We start from the raw sequence: 17,209 nt of genomic DNA, 5'->3' as shown, positions 1-17,209 counted from the left end.
CACTTGCAGCGAGGCGCGCAATTTAATACCGCTACGCCAGACCCTGACGCAATTTCATTACCGAAAGGCCAGACAGACATGAGCTTCCGCATCCAGCCCGCCGCCCCGGCCCGCCCTAACCGCTGCCAGCTGTTTGGCCCGGCTTCCAACACCAAGCTGTTCGCCAAGATGGCCGCTTCTGCGGCGGACGTGATCAACATCGACCTCGAAGACTCGGTTGCGCCGAGCGACAAGGATATCGCCCGCGCCAACGCGATCGAGGCGATCAACACGATTGACTGGGGCAAGAAGACCCTGTCTGTGCGGATCAACGGGCTCGACACGCCCTACTGGTATCGCGACGTTGTCGACCTGCTTGAACAGGCGGGCGACCGTCTGGACCAGATCATGATCCCCAAGGTCGGTTGCGCCGAAGATATCTATGCGGTGGATGCGCTGGTCACGGCGATTGAGCGCGCCAAGGGCCGCGCGAAGCCGATTGCCTTTGAAGTGATCATCGAATCGGCCGCCGGGATTGCCCATGTCGAAGCCATCGCCGCCGCGTCGCCCCGTCTTGAGGCCATGAGCCTTGGCGCGGCAGACTTTGCGGCCTCGATGGGGATGCAGACCACCGGGATCGGCGGCACGCAGGAAAACTATTACATGATCCGCGAAGGCGAGAAACACTGGTCGGACCCGTGGCACTGGGCGCAGGCGGCGATCGTCGCGGCCTGCCGGACCCATGGTGTTCTGCCTGTTGATGGTCCGTTTGGGGATTTCTCGGATGACGAAGGTTTCATCGCGCAGGCCAAACGGTCCGCGACGCTGGGCATGGTCGGCAAATGGGCCATCCACCCCAAGCAGATCGCGCTGGCCAACGAGGTGTTCACCCCCTCCGAGGAAGCCGTGACCGAAGCGCGCGAGATCCTCGCCGCCATGGAACAGGCCAAGGCCAATGGCGAAGGCGCCACCGTTTACAAGGGGCGCCTGGTGGATATCGCCTCGATCAAGCAGGCCGAGGTGATCGTGGCACAGGCCGAGCTGATTGCTGCCGATTGATCAGGACAGACATGCGCAGAGACGGGGCCCTTTCGGCCCCGTTTTTCGTTTGTGCCTCTTCTCAATGGTTCCAAATACCCAATCCCGTCCTTGCAGCACGCGTGACCGGGAATGTGACTCGCAATGAGAACAAAGAGTGAATATTATCTTGAGTCACCATGGTAGCCGAGCTTTGCATCACGTCGAACTTCACCTTCCTGACGGGGGCGTCGCACCCGGAGGAATACATGCGCCGGGCCGCCATGGCGGGGCTGGAGGCGATTGCGATTGCCGATGTGAACAGCGTGGCGGGGATTGTGCGGGCGCATGCGCAGGCGCGCGAGATTTCACGCAAGGTGCGCGAGAGGCTGGCGTTTGACCGGGAGGTGGGGCTGATCGGGCCACCCCGGCCCGACCATGTGCCAAAGCCGGATAGCGCCCCGATCTATGCCACGCCCCGGCTGATTCCGGCCGCACGGCTGGTGTTTGAGGATGCGCCGCCGGTTACAGCGCTTCCTGAAACACGGGTGGGCTGGGCCAGCCTGTGCCGGGTGCTGTCCAAGGGGCGGCTCAGGGCAGAGAAGGGGAGTTGTCGGCTGACCCTTGCCGACCTGCTGGATCACGGTGAGGGGCTGCAGTTGATCCTGCATCCGGGGGCACAGAGCGGTGTCGGGGGGCTGGCGGGGCCGTGCGGCGCGAGCGGGTGGGCGCGGCATCTGCCTCGGTTGACGCGCCGCTTTGCCGGGCGGATGCAGCTTGCGCTGACGCCGGGATATGATGGCGAGGATGCCGCCCGTTTTGCCGTGCGGGCCGAGGAGGCGGCACGGCTCAGCCTGCCGCTGGTCGCGACGGCCGCGCCGATGATGCATCACGGTGGACGGCGGCGGCTGGCGGATGTGCTGAGCGCGGTGCGGCTGGGATGCCGGGTAGCGGAACTGGGGCGCGCCGCGCTGGCCAATGGCGAGCAGCGCCTGCGTCGTGCGGGCGAAATGGCGCAGCTTTTCAAGGGGTATGAAGCGGCCCTGGCGCAGACCGAAACCCTTGCGGCCCGATGCGGTTTTTCGCTTGATGAGTTGCGCTATGAATATCCCAGCGAAGTGGCATCCGGTGAGACCGCGAGCGAGCGTTTGCGGCGGCTGGCCCATGAGGGGCTGCGCTGGCGGTATCCGCACGGGGCGCCCGACAAGGTGCGGGGCATGCTCGAACACGAACTGACCCTGATCGCCAAGCTAAATTACGAGCCCTACTTCCTGACCGTGCGCGACGTCGTGGCCTTTGCCCGGTCGCGCGACATCCTGTGTCAGGGGCGCGGGAGCGCGGCCAATTCGGTGGTGTGTTACTGTCTTGGTGTCACCTCGGTCAGCCCCGAGATCGGCACCATGGTGTTCGAGCGCTTTGTCAGCGAAGCGCGGGATGAGCCGCCCGATATCGACGTGGATTTCGAACATGAGCGGCGCGAAGAGGTGATCCAGTGGATCTATGAGCGCTATGGCCGCCACCGCGCGGGGCTGTGTGCGACGGTGGTGCATTACCGGGGCAAGCGTGCCATTCGCGAGGTGGGCCGTGCCATGGGGCTGAGCGAGGACACGATCACGGCGCTGTCTTCGCAGCTCTGGGGGTTTTTCAGTGCGAGCGGGGTGGAAGATGCACGCATGCGCGAGATCGGCCTTGATCCCAAGGATCCGCAGTTGCAGCGGACCATGGCGCTGGTGCACGAGATCATCGGGTTTCCGCGCCATCTGTCCCAGCATGTCGGGGGATTCATCATCACCGAGGGGCGGTTGGATGAGCTGGTCCCGATTGAAAACGCGACGATGGAAGACCGGACGGTCATCTGCTGGGACAAGGATGATATCGACGCGCTTGGCATCCTGAAGGTTGATGTGCTGAGCCTTGGGATGCTGACCTGTATCCGCAAGGCGTTTGACCTGATGGATCTGCATCTTGGGCAGCGTTTCACGCTTTCGAGCCTGCCGCCCGAGGACCCGGCGGTTTACGACATGCTGTGTGCGGCGGACAGTATCGGCGTGTTTCAGGTGGAAAGCCGGGCACAGATGAATTTCCTGCCCCGGATGCGGCCGCGTAATTTCTATGACCTGGTGATCGAGGTGGCGATCATCCGCCCCGGACCCATTCAGGGCGACATGGTGCACCCCTATATCCGGCGGCGGAATGGCGAGGAGAAGGTGACATTCCCGTCGGATGCGCTGGGCGAGGTGCTGGGCAAGACGCTGGGCGTGCCATTGTTCCAGGAACAGGCGATGCAGATCGCCATTATCGGCGCCGGGTTCACCCCGGAAGAGGCCGACCGCCTGCGCCGCTCGCTGGCGACCTTCAAGAAACACGGATCAGTCAGCGAATTTCACGACCGCTTCATGCGGGGCATGAAAAAGAACGGCTATGACGAAGATTTCGCCGCGCGTTGCTTTTCCCAGATCGAGGGGTTCGGATCCTATGGTTTCCCCGAGAGCCACGCGGCGTCTTTTGCGCTGTTGGTTTATGCCAGCGCGTGGATCAAGTGCCACCATCCGGGGGTGTTTGCCTGTGCCCTGCTGAACTCGCAGCCGATGGGCTTTTATGCCCCGGCCCAGATCGTGCGCGATGCGCGCGAACATGGGGTGGAGGTGCGCCCGGTGGATATCAACGAAAGCTACTGGGACAACGTGATGGAACCGGACGGGCGCGGGGGGCTGGCCTTGCGTCTTGGGTTCCGGCAGGTGCGGCGGCTCAAGGAAGAGGATGCGCGCTGGATCACGGCAGCGCGGGGCAATGGGTACCTGACGGTCGAGGATGTCTGGCGGCGCGCCGGGGTGGCGCCGCATGTGCTGACCCTGCTGGCCGAAGCGGATTGTTTTGCTGGGCTGGGGCTCAAGCGGCGCGAGGCGCTGTGGGAGGCCAAGGCGATCACCGCCGAAAAGCCGCTGCCGCTGTTTGCCGGGGACATGGATGGCGAGGGGATCGTGGAGCCGGCCGCGCTCTTGCCCGAGATGAGCGAGGGCGAACATGTGGTCGAGGATTACGTGGCAATGCGGCTGACCCTGCGCCGCCATCCGGTGGCATTGCTGCGGGATCTGCTGACACCGCCAAGGGGCGTCCCTGTCCCGCAGGATCAGGGCAGCGGATCGGTGCGGTAAAGCTTGACCCGAAGACCCCCATGGGCCACCGGCGGCCCCGGCTCGAGCAGGGGCAATCCGGTCGCCCGCGCCAATCCACCATCGGTGGTCACGATGCCGACGCGCCAGCCGGAAAACCGCTCAAGCAGCGCCCGTCCAAGCCCGGCATAAAGGCCAAACAACTGTTTCTTGTTGCCCACCCGCGCGCCATAGGGCGGATTGACGATCACCAGCCCCGGCGGCCCTTCCGGCGGGGTGATCTCGGAGGCGCTGCCTTGAGTGAACCGGGTCCAGTCGGCGACGCCGGCCCGCTTGGCATTGGCGGTGCTCATCGTCACCGCCCCGGCATCGCGATCCGAGCCATAGAATAGCACCGCGGGGGCGGTTGCGGGGCCTTGCGCGCGCATTGCCTGCCAAGCGGCTGCATCAAACCCGGCGAGGTGCTCGAAGGCGAAGTGGCGTGAGCGGCCCGGCTTCAAACCTGCGGCGATCTCGGCGGCCTCTATCACGAATGTACCCGAGCCGCACATCGGATCCAGCACCGGCTCCTGCCCGTCAAACCCCATCTGGCGCAGGAACAGCGCCGCCATGGTTTCGCGCATCGGCGCCTTTGCGACGGCCTCCTTGTGGCCGCGCTTGTGAAGGCTCTCGCCCGAGGTATCAATGCTGAAGGTGACGTGATTGTCGTCGATCCGGGTCTTGAGCAACACCGGCGCATCCGCCGCGACCGGGATGCCGACCGCCTCGCGCAGAACCTTTTTGATCCGCTCGGCGGCGGCGCCCTGATGATAGATCTTGGACTTCTGCGACGTCACTTCGACCCGCACCGGCACATCGCGGCGCAGCACATCGAGCCATGGAAAATCGGTCGCCCGCTTCTCGAGCGCACCAAGGCTCATGGCAGAAAACCCACCCAATCGGGCGAGCACCCGTACCGCGCCGCGCAACACCAGATTGGCACGCCACACATCCCGCCAGTTGCCGCGAAACCGCACACCACCGGGCATCATCTTGGGCTTGGCAAACCCCGCCGCGCGCACTTCTTCGACAAGGGCTTTTTCAAGCCCGGGAGGTGCTACCAGAAAGATCTCGAACTTCTTCATCGCGCCTCCATAGCCGCAATGGCCACCCATGTCTTTCTTTTTCCAAAAATACCCCGGGGAGTCTCAGCTTGCTGAGACGGGGCAGCGCCCCGAACCCCCATGGACACCACGCGCGCCGCACGCTATCCCATCCCGACCATGGCCAAGAAAAAGAAACAGAGCACGGACCCGAACTACAAGGTGATCGCCGAAAACCGGCGCGCCCGCTACGACTATGCGATCGAGGATGACCTAGAATGCGGGATCATCCTGAGCGGGTCGGAGGTCAAGTCCCTGCGCGAAAAATCTGCCAATATCGCCGAAAGCTATGCCGCGGTGGAAGAGGGCGAGCTGTGGCTGGTCAATTCCTACATCGCGCCCTACGAGCGGGCCATGTTTTCTCATCTTGAACGGCGCAAGCGCAAGCTTCTCGTCAGCCGCAAGGAGCTGACAAACCTGTGGAATGCGACCCAACGCAAGGGCATGACGCTGGTGCCGTTGGTCATGTATTTCAACCATCGGGGGCTGGTGAAGCTGAAGATCGGCATCGCCAAGGGCAAGAAGAACCACGACAAGCGTGCCACCGAGGCCAAGCGCGACTGGGGCCGTCAGAAACAGCGCCTGCTACGCCACGGCGACTGAGGCTACCCCCCACGCGTCGAGCCACAGGGCGTCGATTCGCGCCAGTTCGGTCGCGTCATATTGGTCGCGCTGTTCCCAATACCGTCCGTCAGGAGCTGTATACCCCAGTTTCAATTCGTTCAGAATCGCCGGGGCCGTCACCTTGGGATGTGGCGCTGTGATCGGGGGTAGGCCCGCCAGTTCTGCGGGAGCCGCGCGGGGAAACAGCAGGCGGCTTGGCGCGGTCGAGAGGTTCACGCAAAGGCATCCTTGCTCGGCGGCCATGAACCAGAGGCGCGCGGATTTGGCCTCGAGGCTTTGAAGCGTAAGGTCATCGCGCAGCGGATCGGCGGTGCCAGTTCCATAAAAATGTGTTCTTCCCTTACTTGGATAGACCATGTCACAGCCCATGAACGCGAGGATTCGCGGTTGCAACGCCCCGAGCGCCCAGTACCCGGCCGTGAATGCCATCGTGCCCCCGGCATAGACCATGCCGCCAAAGCGGTTGGTTTGCGGGACATACTCGGTATGGTCAACCATGCGTTGGCCCGGCGCCAGTTCTGAGGGGCGTCGGGCGGGCGGAAAATCTTCAGGGTGAATCAGGTGGGTCCAGTCCGGGCGCACATTCCACGCATTGTTGATAGCGACGATGTCCGAGAACTGGCTCCTGTCCCAGCCGCGGCTATGGGGGGCCTGGGGGCCGCTTCCGAGGATGAGAACGATGTCGTTGTTGCGGGCGGTCATCGGCGCTCCTGTATTGAGTGCGGGGAATGGCGGCAAGGTTTTCCCGCTGCCACAGCTGTGAACGGCCCGTACTGTGTGACCATAACGAGTATACGCGAAAGAACGCGTTACCAGATCACTTGTGGATGACAAAAAGGACATGACATGGAACTCTTGATTTCGCTTCTGGCTGGCGCATTCGGCGGCAATGTGGCTGGCAAGCTGGTTGGCAAGATAGATCAGGGCGTGCTGATCAACTCGATTGCCGGGATCCTCGGAGGCGGGCTTGGCGGCCAGTTGCTGGGCATGATCGGCGCCGGGGGGCTGGCTGGAGGCGGCATGGATATTGCCGGGATCATCGGTCAGATCGCCAGCGGTGGTGTGGGCGGCGGCGTGGTGCTGGCGCTGGTCAGCGTAGTCCGCAACGCGCTGTCCAAATAGGACAATTTGTGCGGCGCTTAACAGGCGTCGCACCCTTGCCTCGCGGCGTCCCCGGTAGTAGGCAGGGGATCGACTCTGACCCGGGGGCAAACATGGCACAGGACGATCCCAAAACGCTTGTTTCCACGCAATGGCTGGCCAAGCACCTCAAGGACCCGGATTTGCGCGTGATCGACGCAAGCTGGCACATGCCAGCCGAGAATCGTGACGCCAAGGCCGAGTATGACGCCGAGCACATTCCCGGCGCCCGTTTCTTTGACATTGACGAGATCAGCGACCTGCGCAGTGACCTGCCGCATATGGTGCCGCCAATCGAGAAGTTCATGAGCCGGATGCGCGCCATGGGGGTCGGGGACGGTCATCAGGTCGTGGTTTATGGCACCAACGGCGCCTTTTCGGCGGCGCGGGTCTGGTGGCTGTTCAAGCTGATGGGGCAGAACGACGTTGCCGTCCTGGACGGCGGGTTCGAAAAGTGGAAGGCCGAGGGGCGCCCGATCGAGGATATGCCGCCGGTGATCCGTGACCGTCACATGACAGTGCGCCGCCAGAATCACCTTGTCAAAGATGTCACGCAGGTTGCCGCCGCCAGCAAGCTTGGCGATTACGAGATCATTGACGCGCGCAGCGGCGAGCGGTTTCGGGGCGAGGCACCCGAGCCGCGCGAAGGTCTGCGCTCGGGCCATATTCCGGGGTCGAAGAACGTCCCCTTTGCCGTGCTTTTGAATGAAGACGGGACGATGAAAGAGCCGGATGCGCTCGAGGCCGCGTTCGAAGCGGCGGGCGTGGACCTGTCAAAGCCAGCAATCACGTCCTGCGGCTCCGGGGTCACTGCCTGTATTCTGGCACTGGCCATGGAGCGGTTCGGCAAGTCCGACTATTCGATTTATGACGGTTCCTGGACCGAGTGGGGGGCGTTCCCCACTTTGCCCATTGCCACGGGAGAAGCATGATGCTCAGCAATCTGAAAGAACAGCCCAAGGACAAGATCCTTGGCCTGATGGCCCTTTACCGCGAAGACCCGCGCCCGACCAAGATCGACCTTGGCGTCGGGGTCTACAAAAACGCCGAGGGCGTGACCCCGGTCATGCGCGCCGTCAAGGCGGCTGAGCGCAAGCTGGTCGAGGAGCAGACCAGCAAATCCTATGTCGGTCTGGCCGGAGACCCGGCCTATTCCGAGGCGATGTGTGATCTTTTGCTGGCGGACAGTGTGGACCGTGCGCGGCTGGCGGCAGTAGCGACCCCGGGTGGCACCGGTGCCGTGCGTCAGGCGTTTGAACTGGTGAAGATGGCCAACCCGGATGCGCGGGTTTTTGTGTCTGACCCGACATGGCCCAACCACGTGAGCATTCTGGGCTATCTGGGTATTCCGGTCGTCAAGTATCGCTATTTCGACACCGAGACCCGGGCGGTGGATTTCGAAGGCATGATGGAAGACCTGGCCGAGGTTACGTCGAATGACGTGGTTCTGCTGCATGGCTGCTGTCACAACCCGACGGGCGCCAACCTGAACCTGACACAGTGGCAATCGGTGATCGACCTGATCAACGACCAGGGTTGTCTGCCGATGATCGACATCGCCTATCAGGGCTTTGGTGACGGTCTCGAAGAAGATGCGGCGGCGACTCGGTTGGTGGCGTCTTCTGTGCCCCAGTTGCTGATCGCGGCGAGCTGCTCGAAGAATTTCGGTATCTATCGCGAACGCACTGGTTTGTTGATTGCGATTGGCGAAAAGGCCGAGAACACGGCGGTAACGCAGGGCAACCTGAACCACCTCAACCGTCAGAACTTTTCCTTCCCGCCCGATCACGGGGCGCGGGTGGTGACGGAAATCCTCACTGATCCGGCGCTCAAGGCTGACTGGATGGCGGAGCTGGAAGAGATGCGTCTTGGCATGCTGGGGCTGCGTCAGCAACTGGCGGATGAATTGCAGAAGCTGTCCGGGTCGGACCGTTTCGGCTTCATCGCGCAGCATCGCGGCATGTTCAGCCAGATCGGCACCACGCCGGACAAGGTGGAAATCCTGCGTGCGGATCACGCGATCTACATGGTAAGTGACAGCCGTCTGAACATCGCCGGTCTGAATGCGCACAGCGTGCCGGTTCTGGCCAAGGCGATCATCGACGCTGGAATCTGATCCGCGCGAACACGCTATACCGATTGGATTGGGCGCCTTGCGAGGCGCCCTTTTTTTATCCGCTGGCGCGCGAGCCGTGTGGCGCACGGGCCTTGTCCGCCTGCTTGCTTTTGCGTGTCCGTCCAGTGGTCTTGCTGCGGGGCACGTATCTGGGGGTCATCGACGAATACCCTAGCAGGGTTCCCTGTCTTTCCCGACTGAGCGGCACATTGAAATAAAGGGCGGCGAAATGGCCATATGTCCCGTCGATCAGCATTGGGAAAGCGTGATCATCGACATAGAGCGTCACGTATCGGGTCTGGGCCATTTGCTCGAGCCGGGCATAGGCGCCATCGTTGACCGGCTGGAAACGGCACCCCTTGCGCCCGAGAATGGTGATGTGTCCGTCGATCACGTCCAGCCCCGATTCGACGACGGCCTGTATCCGGCAGCTGCGACGGTTGTGGGTGATGGCATAGGCCCAGTCAAAGGCCACTCTGATCCCGAAGATCAGGAGGATCATTAGGGCTACGACCCCGAGAAGCACCCCCATTCTCAACATGCCCTCTGAATCAAGGAGTTGGCGGGGCAGGGGCATCAGTGCATTGGACTTGCCGACCTTTTCGGGCTCCGTCCGATCGCCGGACCTGCCATCGGAGGTTTCCAGTTTGCAAACAAGGATGTCCAACTGTTCAACAAGGTCGAGCTGGCGGCGCAGCTGTTTGCGGTCGAACCAGTCCCTGTCGCCCCCGAACCTCTGCGCCTCGCGCAAGAGCACGTCGACCTGCGTGCGGCTGTTTGGCATGCCGACGGAGAAGAGTTTCTTGCTCACGGCGCCCATGTCGACCCGGCCCGATGCGTTCGAGAGCCGGTGAGCCCAGGCCGCCTGATCTGCACCGGAGATGGCGCTGGCGGTCTCCAGTTGCTCCCACAGGTGCATGACCTCATCAGGCAGGCCGCAACGCGCCAGGGCTGATTGCGCGAGGAGGACACTCGCGAGACATGCGCAGATGACAGCCTTGGTATGGCGCAACCAGAACCCCATGAAATTCATTCCCAGCAAAGAATTGCGCTCAGGGTGGCTTCAAATATCTAAGGGAGGGTTAAGTGGCGCGTGTATCCTATGGGGATGGGCGCATGTGTCGCGCCTGCGCTCACTTGGTCAGGATCAGTTTTCCAGCGCGGGTGATGCGCAGCGTATAGAGCTGGTCGCCAAGCTGAATATGGGCGAGGCCATTGTCGCCGGTCAGGCGCGTTGCATCGTGGATCGGGGTCAGGTTGGTGGTCGGGACAAATGGCTGGTGCACCGTCATGCGAGCCTCTTTCGGTGATGGGTCTGGATTGTTGGCTTCCCGGCTGGGTGGCTGTTGCGCTTAAGCTGACAAAAATAGTCGGATATGTCAAGTTGAAGTGTCCGTTTGTCGAAGGGGCTGTTTGACCGGAGGCGTCAATCTTTTGTGAATTCCTGTCACGACTGTGTTTTGGCCCTGAAAAACCAAGGATGTGCTCCCATATGTCGGTCAGCAATATGCGGCTTGATCACAAGGACCCGATCTTCGGGTCGGGAAGGACTCCGGATGCGAAAACAGATGCATCACGTCATTCAAAGAGCTTTGAAGTTGGCTGAGCGCCCAGACGGTGCATTGCGGCTGGCGGCGGTGCCCCGGTCGCGCGAAGATGTCCGTTCGAACGCGCGCGGTGAAAGTTTGATTGGACTTCTCAACTGGCAGATCGTCGCCGCACAAGCGCGGTTGACGCAGTTGACCGACCCGGGCGAGCGCGTGGCGCAGGCCCAGTTGATTGCCGAGTTGCGAAAGCACGTGCACCTGGAAATGCGGCCACAGGGCGCTTGCGCCTGACGGGACGGCCCGTGCGGAAGACGTTTCGCACGAAGAGGCCCGGGCTTTGGGGAGCCCGGGCCTCTTGTTTTTCAGGGGGGGACCGACGGGGTTAGCCGTTGGTGAATTCGGGATAGGCTTCCATCCCGAGCTCGGCCATGTCCAGACCATTGATCTCGGTCTCTTCGTCGACCCGCAGTCCCATGATGGCGTTCAGGATGAACCAGACCACACCCGAGACAACCACGGTGAAGATGCCAACCACGATCACGCCATAGAGCTGGGTGCCGATGGAGGCATCCGAGTTGGTGAAGGCCACGGCAATTGTGCCCCAGATGCCGCAGATCAGGTGAACCGGGATCGCGCCAACCACGTCGTCGATCTTAAGCTTGTCCATCATCGGGATGGCGAAGACCACGATCACACCGCCGATCATGCCGATCAGGGTTGCTGCGCCGAGGGAAGGCGTCAGCGGCTCTGCTGTGATCGACACGAGACCGGCCAGCGCGCCGTTCAAGGTCATGGTAAGGTCAGGCTTTTTAAACATCAGCTGCGAGACGATCATGGCTGCAATGGCGCCACCGGCGGCTGCCGTGTTGGTGTTGGCGAAGATGCGCGACACGTCGGCAACGTCACCCACGGTGCCCATGGCCAGCTGCGAGCCGCCGTTGAAGCCGAACCAGCCGAGCCACAGGATGAACGTGCCCAAAGTGGCGAGGGTCAGGTTCGAACCGGGCATCGGAACGGTCTTGCCATCTTTGTTATACTTGCCGATACGCGGACCCAGGATCAGCGCGCCGGTCAGAGCGGCCCAGCCACCCACCGAGTGCACAACGGTCGAGCCAGCGAAGTCCAGGAAACCAGCCGCATCAAGGAAGCCTCCGCCCCATTTCCACGATGCCTGCAGCGGATAGATGATGCCGGTCAGAATGATCACGAAGATCAGGAAGGGCCAGAGCTTGATACGTTCAGCCAGCGTACCCGAAACGATCGAGGCCGTGGTGGCGCAGAACATCAGCTGGAAGAAGAAATCCGAGCCGGTCGAGGCATAGGAGTAATCGTCGGCATCTGCCGCCGAAACGCCAACCGCTTCGAGTACACCGGGACCCCAGACGCCCGACAGGATGCCGTCAACCGACCAGGTGCCCAGCGGATACATCAGGTTATAGCCGATCAGGTAGTAGAAGATGGCCGCCAGCGAGAACAGGGCAACGTTCTTCATCAGCTGCATGGTCACGTTCTTGGAGCGCACGAGCCCCGCTTCCAGCATGGCAAAGCCTGCTGCCATCCAGAACACGAGGAAGCCGCCCACAAGGAACAGCACCGAATTCAGGATGAAGACCGTGTCGGTCGAGGCGTTCACGCCGGGAACCGGACCTTCTTCGGCCATGCCCATGGCCGGCAGCGCGATTAGCGCGGCGGGCAGGGCGAATTTCGTAAGGGTTTTCATAAGTGTTTTCCTTCCCCTGGGACGCTTAGATTGCGTCTGCGTCGGTTTCGCCGGTGCGCACGCGGATCGCCTGCTGCACGTCGAGCACGAAGATTTTGCCGTCGCCGATCTTGCCGGTCTGGGCGGTTTTGGTGATGGTTTCGATGACCTGGTCGGACATGGATGCCGGAACGACCAGCTCAAGCTTGACCTTGGGCACGAAGTTCACGGCGTATTCTGCGCCGCGATAGATTTCGGTATGGCCGGACTGAGAGCCGAAGCCCTTGATCTCTGTGACCATCATGCCGCGCACGCCGATGTCGGTCAGCGCTTCGCGAACCTCCTCAAGCTTGAACGGTTTGATCGTTGCAATGATGAGTTTCACCTTGTTCCCCTTTTCAGATGGCGAGGCGTCCCCTCGCGAATTTTGCACATGCAGAAAAACCTGTGTGAGGCCGGGAATCGAAGTCTCGGTGCCCGGAAACACCGCATTTTCGGAGCTGATCGCACAAAAAATAGGCCGAAAAGTCCGATTGCCCAAAAATTAGCCGATCAGCGGATGGATTCTGATAACGGGATGGCTCAACAAGTCCGAGGAATGCAGGTATTGTGTGGGCAAAAGAACGTGCCGGGCAGAGCAGCAGTATGAGTGATTCAGGACGTAAGAGACCGCCCCTCGTGGCGGAAAGACGCCATGGGAGCGCGGCCAAAAAGCCGTCCAAGGCGGCGCGCAAGCCGGCCGCCAAGGGCAAGGCTGCGCCGAAAAAAGCCACTGCCAAGCGCAAGCCGACTCGGGCTTCGAAGAAGAAACGCAATCCTGTCGTCGCCTTCTTCCTTGGTATCCTGCGCTGGATCTGGGGGATTGTCTGGGCGTTTACCTGGCGGATCAGCCTGGTCGTGGTGCTGCTTCTGGGGATGGCGGTCGGCTATGTCTACATGACCTTGCCGGATGTTACAGAGCTTTTGGACGGGCGCGCGCGCGGGTCGGTGACGTTGCTGGACCGCGGTGATCAGGTCTTTGCGTGGCGCGGTGACCAGTTTGGCGGCGTGGTGACGGCGGACACGGTGAGCAAACACCTCAAGAACGCCGTGATCGCCACCGAGGATAAGCGGTTCTATCGTCACTTTGGAGTCAGCCCGCGTGGGATCGTCGGTGCGGTGCGGATCAACCTGAGCGAAGGACGTGGGCCTTTGAGCGGGCATGGTGGGTCCACGATCACGCAACAGACCGCCAAGCTGATGTGTCTTGGCGTGGAATACGACGCATCAGAATGGAAGAATGAGGCGGAATATGTCAGCGATTGTCGCCGCGGGTCGCTTTGGCGCAAGGCGAAGGAAGCGATCTACGCGATGGCGATGGAGGCCAAGTACTCCAAGAACGAGATCCTGTCGGTCTATCTGAACCGGGCCTATATGGGGGCGGGTGCCTATGGGGCCGAGGCCGCATCGCAGCGGTATTTTGGTAAACCGTCGGCGAATCTCAACCCGGCAGAAGGTGCAATGATTGCGGGGCTGCTGACCGCGCCGTCATCTTTGGCTCCAACGGCCAATTTGCAGCGGTCGCAGGATCGCGCGGCCACGGTGCTGCGCCTGATGAACGAGCAGGGGTACCTGTCTGACAAGGACACGAAACGCTGGCAGAGCCATCCGGCGGAGCTGTCCGAGGCTGCTGAGGCGCGCGCGGGTGGGTACTTTGCAGACTGGTTGATGAGCGACGGTGTCCCCGAGTTCTTTGGTGCAAATACCACCGAGGACGTGATCCTCAAGACCACGATGGATCCGCGCATCCAGAAGGCTGCGGAAGAAGGTCTGAAATGGGTCTTTGAAAACAAAGTGCGCGAAGGGTCCAAGGCACAGGCGGCGATCGTGGTGATGAGCGCGGATGGCGCGGTGCGGGCCATGGTGGGCGGACGCCGCACCAAGGTGTCGGGCGCGTTCAACCGGGCAACACAGGCCAAGCGTCAGACCGGGTCGGCCTTCAAGCCCTTTGTCTATGCCACGGCGCTGGATCTTGGGCAGCATGCCAATGACATGGTTCTGGATGCGCCCTATTGCATGAATATCCCGGGGTCGGGGCAATGGTGTCCGAAGAACTACACCGGAAAGCACTATGGCGAAGTAACGCTGACCTTTGCATTGAAGAATTCGCTGAATATCCCGGCGGTCAAGGTGTCGGAACAGGCAGGACGCGAGAATGTGCGCACCGTGGCCAGCATGTTCGGTATTGAAAGCGATCTGGCGGCAGGACCGGCGCTTGCGCTGGGAGCATCGGAAAGCAGTCTGCTTGAAATGACGGGGGCCTATGCGGGCATCCTGAATGGGGGGTCGTCCGTGACGCCCTATGGCCTCGTTGAACTGCGCCTTTTGGGCGAGGAGACGCCCCTGATGGGAACCGGTGGCGGGATCGGTGAGCGGGTGATTTCAGACGCGGCAGCGCGGGAGTTGATCTGGATGATGGAAAAGGTTGTCAGCGAAGGCACTGGCGGTCGGGCCCAGATTCCCGGCTGGCAGGTCGCGGGCAAGACCGGCACCACACAGGCGGCGCGCGATGCGTGGTTCATCGGCTTTACCAACGAATACGTGGCAGGTGTCTGGATGGGTTATGATGACAACACGCCTTTGACCGGGGTGACTGGAGGCGGGTTGCCTGCAGAAATCTGGCGGGAAGTCATGGTGCGTGTTCACGAAGGGCTGGAACCGACACCTCTGCCAGCCTTTACCCCTGAACCGCCGAAGCCTCAGCCGAAGAAGAAAAAGAAGAAAAAGGGTCTGGATGACATCCTGAACGGTGTGATCAACGATATTCTTGGCGGCAACTAGGGTCAGCAGCCTTGTTGCGCCCTTGATTGCAACACCTGCAGGGAGGCGAGTGCGCGCTCCAGCAAGGTTTCGGGCACGAAGACATGGTCGTGATTGTAGGCGGCAACCATATTGCAGGGAATACCGACAGCCGCCAGTTCGGTGGCCACGGCAGCGGTGAGGCCGACGCCATCGAGCGCGGAATAGACATTGAGCGTGATGCACCGCATTGGCTGATCGACCGCGAAACCGGCCTCGGCGGCCACTGAGACCGGAATAATCAGGGAGATGCCCTCGGTTTCTCGATAAAGTGCCAATGCGTTTTCGGTGAGGACCGTGGCCAGTTCGGTATCCGTCGTGGTGACAAACACGTATGTCCCGTCCATGGGCTCTGGTGACATGCCGGAGATCATTTCATGGGCGGTATGGGCGCGTTGCGACATGAAACAGCTCCTGTTCGGTCAAACAGGAGCTTTGCAGGCGGTGGGTTCGCAGGCAAGGCGCGATAAGTGCTCAGCCCGCCTTTTGAAGATCCGCGATCAGGGCGTTGATGTCACCGCCACGTTTGTCGAGCATGGCCCCGATTTCCGACTTTTCGGAAAGGCGCAGGCTGATGCCTTCGATGATCATGTCAAAGAACTTGTCCTGGCCGGATTTGTCCGAAACGAGGAAGTTGACCTCGAAGGGCGCCTGGCCGCGCAGCTTGACCGTGGATTTGACCTCGTAGAAGCTCTTGACCTTGCGGCTGCCCTGAACGTCGATCTTACCTCCGACGAACTCGTTGAAGCGCTTCCCGTACTTGCGCGCCATGTAGCCCTGAAACGCCTTGGTATAGGCATTGAGCTGCGCACTGCTCATGCGGCGGGCATCCGCGCCAAGGGCCGAGCGCGCAATGATCGGAACGTCGCCATACTTGACGAAGATACGTTCGAATTCCTTGATCATCGCGTTCAGCGATTTGCCGGAGTTGATCACGCGGTTGATGTCGGCGACGACCTTGTCGATCAGCGCCTTGGCCTGTGCGTCGTTCAGAGCCAGCGCCGCGCCAGGAGCCGCACCGACTAGAGCCGTGGCGGAAAGACAAGTCACAAAAGTGCGGCGGGACAGCTCAGAAATCATCGTATGGATCCTCGTAAGGGTCAAAATCGGGATCTAGATAAGTATCTTCTCCCTCCACTCCAAGCGTATGACGGCGATTCTGCAAATAAAGAATCCGTGCCTGCGCATAGCTGTCGGCGCTTTCATACAGGATCGAATCGATGGTCGTATCGTAGTCATAGCGGTTGCCCATGGCATCCACCACGTAGGCAACGACACCGATATATTGCGTCGGATCCTGGAACAGCACTACGAAGGGGTTCATGATGATATCGGTAACGAGCCCGACCGCGTCGCGTGATGTCGACGGGCCGAAGAAGGGCAATTCGACATATGGCCCCTCGGCGGCGCCCCAGACATGCAGGGTTTCTCCGAAATCCGTATCTTCACGCGCGATGTCGAATTCGGTGGCCGGGTCAAAAAAGCCCGCGATTCCGAAGAACGTGTTGACCACGAACCGCACCGTCGTGAGAGCCGCAGCATCGATATCGCCCTGAAGCGTATGGTTGATCACGTCATTGGGCAGCGAGAGATGGTCCGCGAAATTCGAGAAGCTCTGACGCACAGGTGCGGGAAAGATCGACCCGTAACCATCAGACGCTGGCGAGAACAGGTATTTGTCCACGGCCTTGTTGAACTCGTGCGTCTGCCGGTTGTCTTTTTCGTAGGGATCGTAGATCCCGGAGCGGCTCACCTCGTTATTGGAGGCACAGCCTGAAAGCGCCAATGCGCCGCAGATGAGGATTGGACAGATCAATCGGTTCAGAGCCGGTTTTTGACGAGATGACACGAGGGTATTTCTCTATTACTAACGAATACGTGACACTTAATGCATTCAGAGCAGGACCCCAAACAGGGTCATTGGCTTACCATACTGCTGTGGCAGAATGGAAACAGGTTTTTTACAGGGTGTCGGCCCCTCCCGTGCCAATTTG

17 protein-coding genes are annotated in these 17,209 nt (G+C 61.2%); 8 read left to right on the top strand and 9 right to left on the bottom strand.

All coding sequences use genetic code 11. The annotated features are described in order from the left end of the window. Positions 1 to 78 precede the first annotated feature (78 nt). Together ACS3QZ_RS12060 and ACS3QZ_RS12055 are read left to right on the top strand one after the other, a co-directional pair. Positions 79 to 1,038, top strand: a complete 960-nt coding sequence (locus ACS3QZ_RS12060; RefSeq protein ID WP_456038047.1) for an L-malyl-CoA/beta-methylmalyl-CoA lyase — start codon at positions 79 to 81, stop codon at positions 1,036 to 1,038. 158 nt (positions 1,039 to 1,196) lie between these two features. Further along, positions 1,197 to 4,151 (top strand): error-prone DNA polymerase, encoded by a 2,955-nt coding sequence (locus ACS3QZ_RS12055; protein WP_456038046.1) that lies wholly within the window; start codon positions 1,197 to 1,199, stop codon positions 4,149 to 4,151. Here ACS3QZ_RS12055 and ACS3QZ_RS12050 read toward each other — a convergent pair. Then, complete coding sequence (locus ACS3QZ_RS12050; RefSeq protein WP_456038045.1) at positions 4,127 to 5,233, bottom strand: THUMP domain-containing class I SAM-dependent RNA methyltransferase; 1,107 nt, start codon at positions 5,231 to 5,233, stop codon at positions 4,127 to 4,129. The two genes, ACS3QZ_RS12055 and ACS3QZ_RS12050, sit on opposite strands and share 25 nt — an antisense overlap. Positions 5,234 to 5,371: 138 nt before the next feature. Here ACS3QZ_RS12050 and smpB point away from each other — a divergent pair, with 138 nt between their 5' ends. Beyond that, on the top strand, positions 5,372 to 5,854 hold the full coding sequence (smpB, locus tag ACS3QZ_RS12045) for an SsrA-binding protein SmpB (RefSeq protein WP_456039336.1): 483 nt from the start codon (positions 5,372 to 5,374) through the stop codon (positions 5,852 to 5,854). On the opposite strand, the gene ACS3QZ_RS12040 is transcribed toward smpB, so the two are convergent. After that, positions 5,837 to 6,577 (bottom strand): hypothetical protein, encoded by a 741-nt coding sequence (locus tag ACS3QZ_RS12040; protein ID WP_456038044.1) that lies wholly within the window; start codon positions 6,575 to 6,577, stop codon positions 5,837 to 5,839. The two genes, smpB and ACS3QZ_RS12040, sit on opposite strands and share 18 nt — an antisense overlap. 144 nt (positions 6,578 to 6,721) lie before the next feature. Here ACS3QZ_RS12040 and ACS3QZ_RS12035 point away from each other — a divergent pair, with 144 nt between their 5' ends. The 3 genes from ACS3QZ_RS12035 to ACS3QZ_RS12025 all read left to right on the top strand — a co-directional run bounded on the left by ACS3QZ_RS12035 (position 6,722) and on the right by ACS3QZ_RS12025 (position 9,131). Next, the gene (locus tag ACS3QZ_RS12035; RefSeq protein ID WP_456038043.1) at positions 6,722 to 6,997 is read left to right on the top strand and encodes a hypothetical protein; all 276 of its coding nucleotides are present in this window, start codon (positions 6,722 to 6,724) and stop codon (positions 6,995 to 6,997) included. A 92-nt stretch (positions 6,998 to 7,089) separates the two neighbouring features. Next, the gene (sseA, locus tag ACS3QZ_RS12030) at positions 7,090 to 7,947 is read left to right on the top strand and encodes a 3-mercaptopyruvate sulfurtransferase (RefSeq protein ID WP_456038042.1); all 858 of its coding nucleotides are present in this window, start codon (positions 7,090 to 7,092) and stop codon (positions 7,945 to 7,947) included. Continuing rightward, positions 7,947 to 9,131 carry an amino acid aminotransferase gene (locus tag ACS3QZ_RS12025; RefSeq protein WP_456038041.1) on the top strand — a complete coding sequence of 395 codons (1,185 nt, stop codon included), beginning with the start codon at positions 7,947 to 7,949 and terminating at the stop codon, positions 9,129 to 9,131. The genes sseA and ACS3QZ_RS12025 overlap by 1 nt, the downstream gene beginning before the upstream one ends. A gap of 55 nt (positions 9,132 to 9,186) precedes the next feature. Here the strand turns inward: ACS3QZ_RS12025 and ACS3QZ_RS12020 are convergent, their stop codons facing one another. Next, complete coding sequence (locus ACS3QZ_RS12020; protein ID WP_456038040.1) at positions 9,187 to 10,155, bottom strand: hypothetical protein; 969 nt, start codon at positions 10,153 to 10,155, stop codon at positions 9,187 to 9,189. A 109-nt stretch (positions 10,156 to 10,264) separates the two neighbouring features. Further along, positions 10,265 to 10,423 (bottom strand): hemin uptake protein HemP, encoded by a 159-nt coding sequence (hemP, locus tag ACS3QZ_RS12015; RefSeq protein ID WP_456038039.1) that lies wholly within the window; start codon positions 10,421 to 10,423, stop codon positions 10,265 to 10,267. 306 nt (positions 10,424 to 10,729) lie between these two features. Here hemP and ACS3QZ_RS12010 point away from each other — a divergent pair, with 306 nt between their 5' ends. Then, a complete protein-coding gene (locus ACS3QZ_RS12010; RefSeq protein WP_456038038.1) occupies positions 10,730 to 10,969 on the top strand; it encodes a hypothetical protein in 240 nt (79 codons plus the stop codon). A 91-nt stretch (positions 10,970 to 11,060) separates the two neighbouring features. On the opposite strand, the gene ACS3QZ_RS12005 is transcribed toward ACS3QZ_RS12010, so the two are convergent. Continuing rightward, positions 11,061 to 12,398 (bottom strand): ammonium transporter AmtB, encoded by a 1,338-nt coding sequence (locus tag ACS3QZ_RS12005; RefSeq protein ID WP_456038037.1) that lies wholly within the window; start codon positions 12,396 to 12,398, stop codon positions 11,061 to 11,063. Between the two features lie 25 nt (positions 12,399 to 12,423). Then, the gene (locus ACS3QZ_RS12000; RefSeq protein WP_093092572.1) at positions 12,424 to 12,762 is read right to left on the bottom strand and encodes a P-II family nitrogen regulator; all 339 of its coding nucleotides are present in this window, start codon (positions 12,760 to 12,762) and stop codon (positions 12,424 to 12,426) included. 260 nt (positions 12,763 to 13,022) lie between these two features. On the opposite strand from ACS3QZ_RS12000, the gene ACS3QZ_RS11995 reads away from it, so the two are divergent. Then, entirely contained in the window at positions 13,023 to 15,197 is a 2,175-nt protein-coding gene (locus tag ACS3QZ_RS11995; RefSeq protein ID WP_456038036.1) for a transglycosylase domain-containing protein, read from the top strand. A gap of 2 nt (positions 15,198 to 15,199) precedes the next feature. Here ACS3QZ_RS11995 and ACS3QZ_RS11990 read toward each other — a convergent pair whose 3' ends face one another. From ACS3QZ_RS11990 to ACS3QZ_RS11980, 3 genes are all read right to left on the bottom strand, one after another. Further along, positions 15,200 to 15,619 (bottom strand): ACT domain-containing protein, encoded by a 420-nt coding sequence (locus tag ACS3QZ_RS11990; RefSeq protein WP_093091405.1) that lies wholly within the window; start codon positions 15,617 to 15,619, stop codon positions 15,200 to 15,202. Between the two features lie 70 nt (positions 15,620 to 15,689). Beyond that, positions 15,690 to 16,295 carry an MlaC/ttg2D family ABC transporter substrate-binding protein gene (locus ACS3QZ_RS11985; RefSeq protein ID WP_093091404.1) on the bottom strand — a complete coding sequence of 202 codons (606 nt, stop codon included), beginning with the start codon at positions 16,293 to 16,295 and terminating at the stop codon, positions 15,690 to 15,692. After that, entirely contained in the window at positions 16,285 to 17,064 is a 780-nt protein-coding gene (locus tag ACS3QZ_RS11980) for an MlaA family lipoprotein (RefSeq protein ID WP_456038035.1), read from the bottom strand. Before ACS3QZ_RS11980 ends, ACS3QZ_RS11985 begins: the two co-directional genes overlap by 11 nt. Positions 17,065 to 17,209: the final 145 nt, after the last annotated feature.

It is taken from the genome of Shimia sp. W99 (assembly GCF_053851455.3).
The sequence above is the reverse complement of the archived record's forward strand: the minus strand, read 5'-3'. Positions and strand labels throughout refer to the sequence as shown.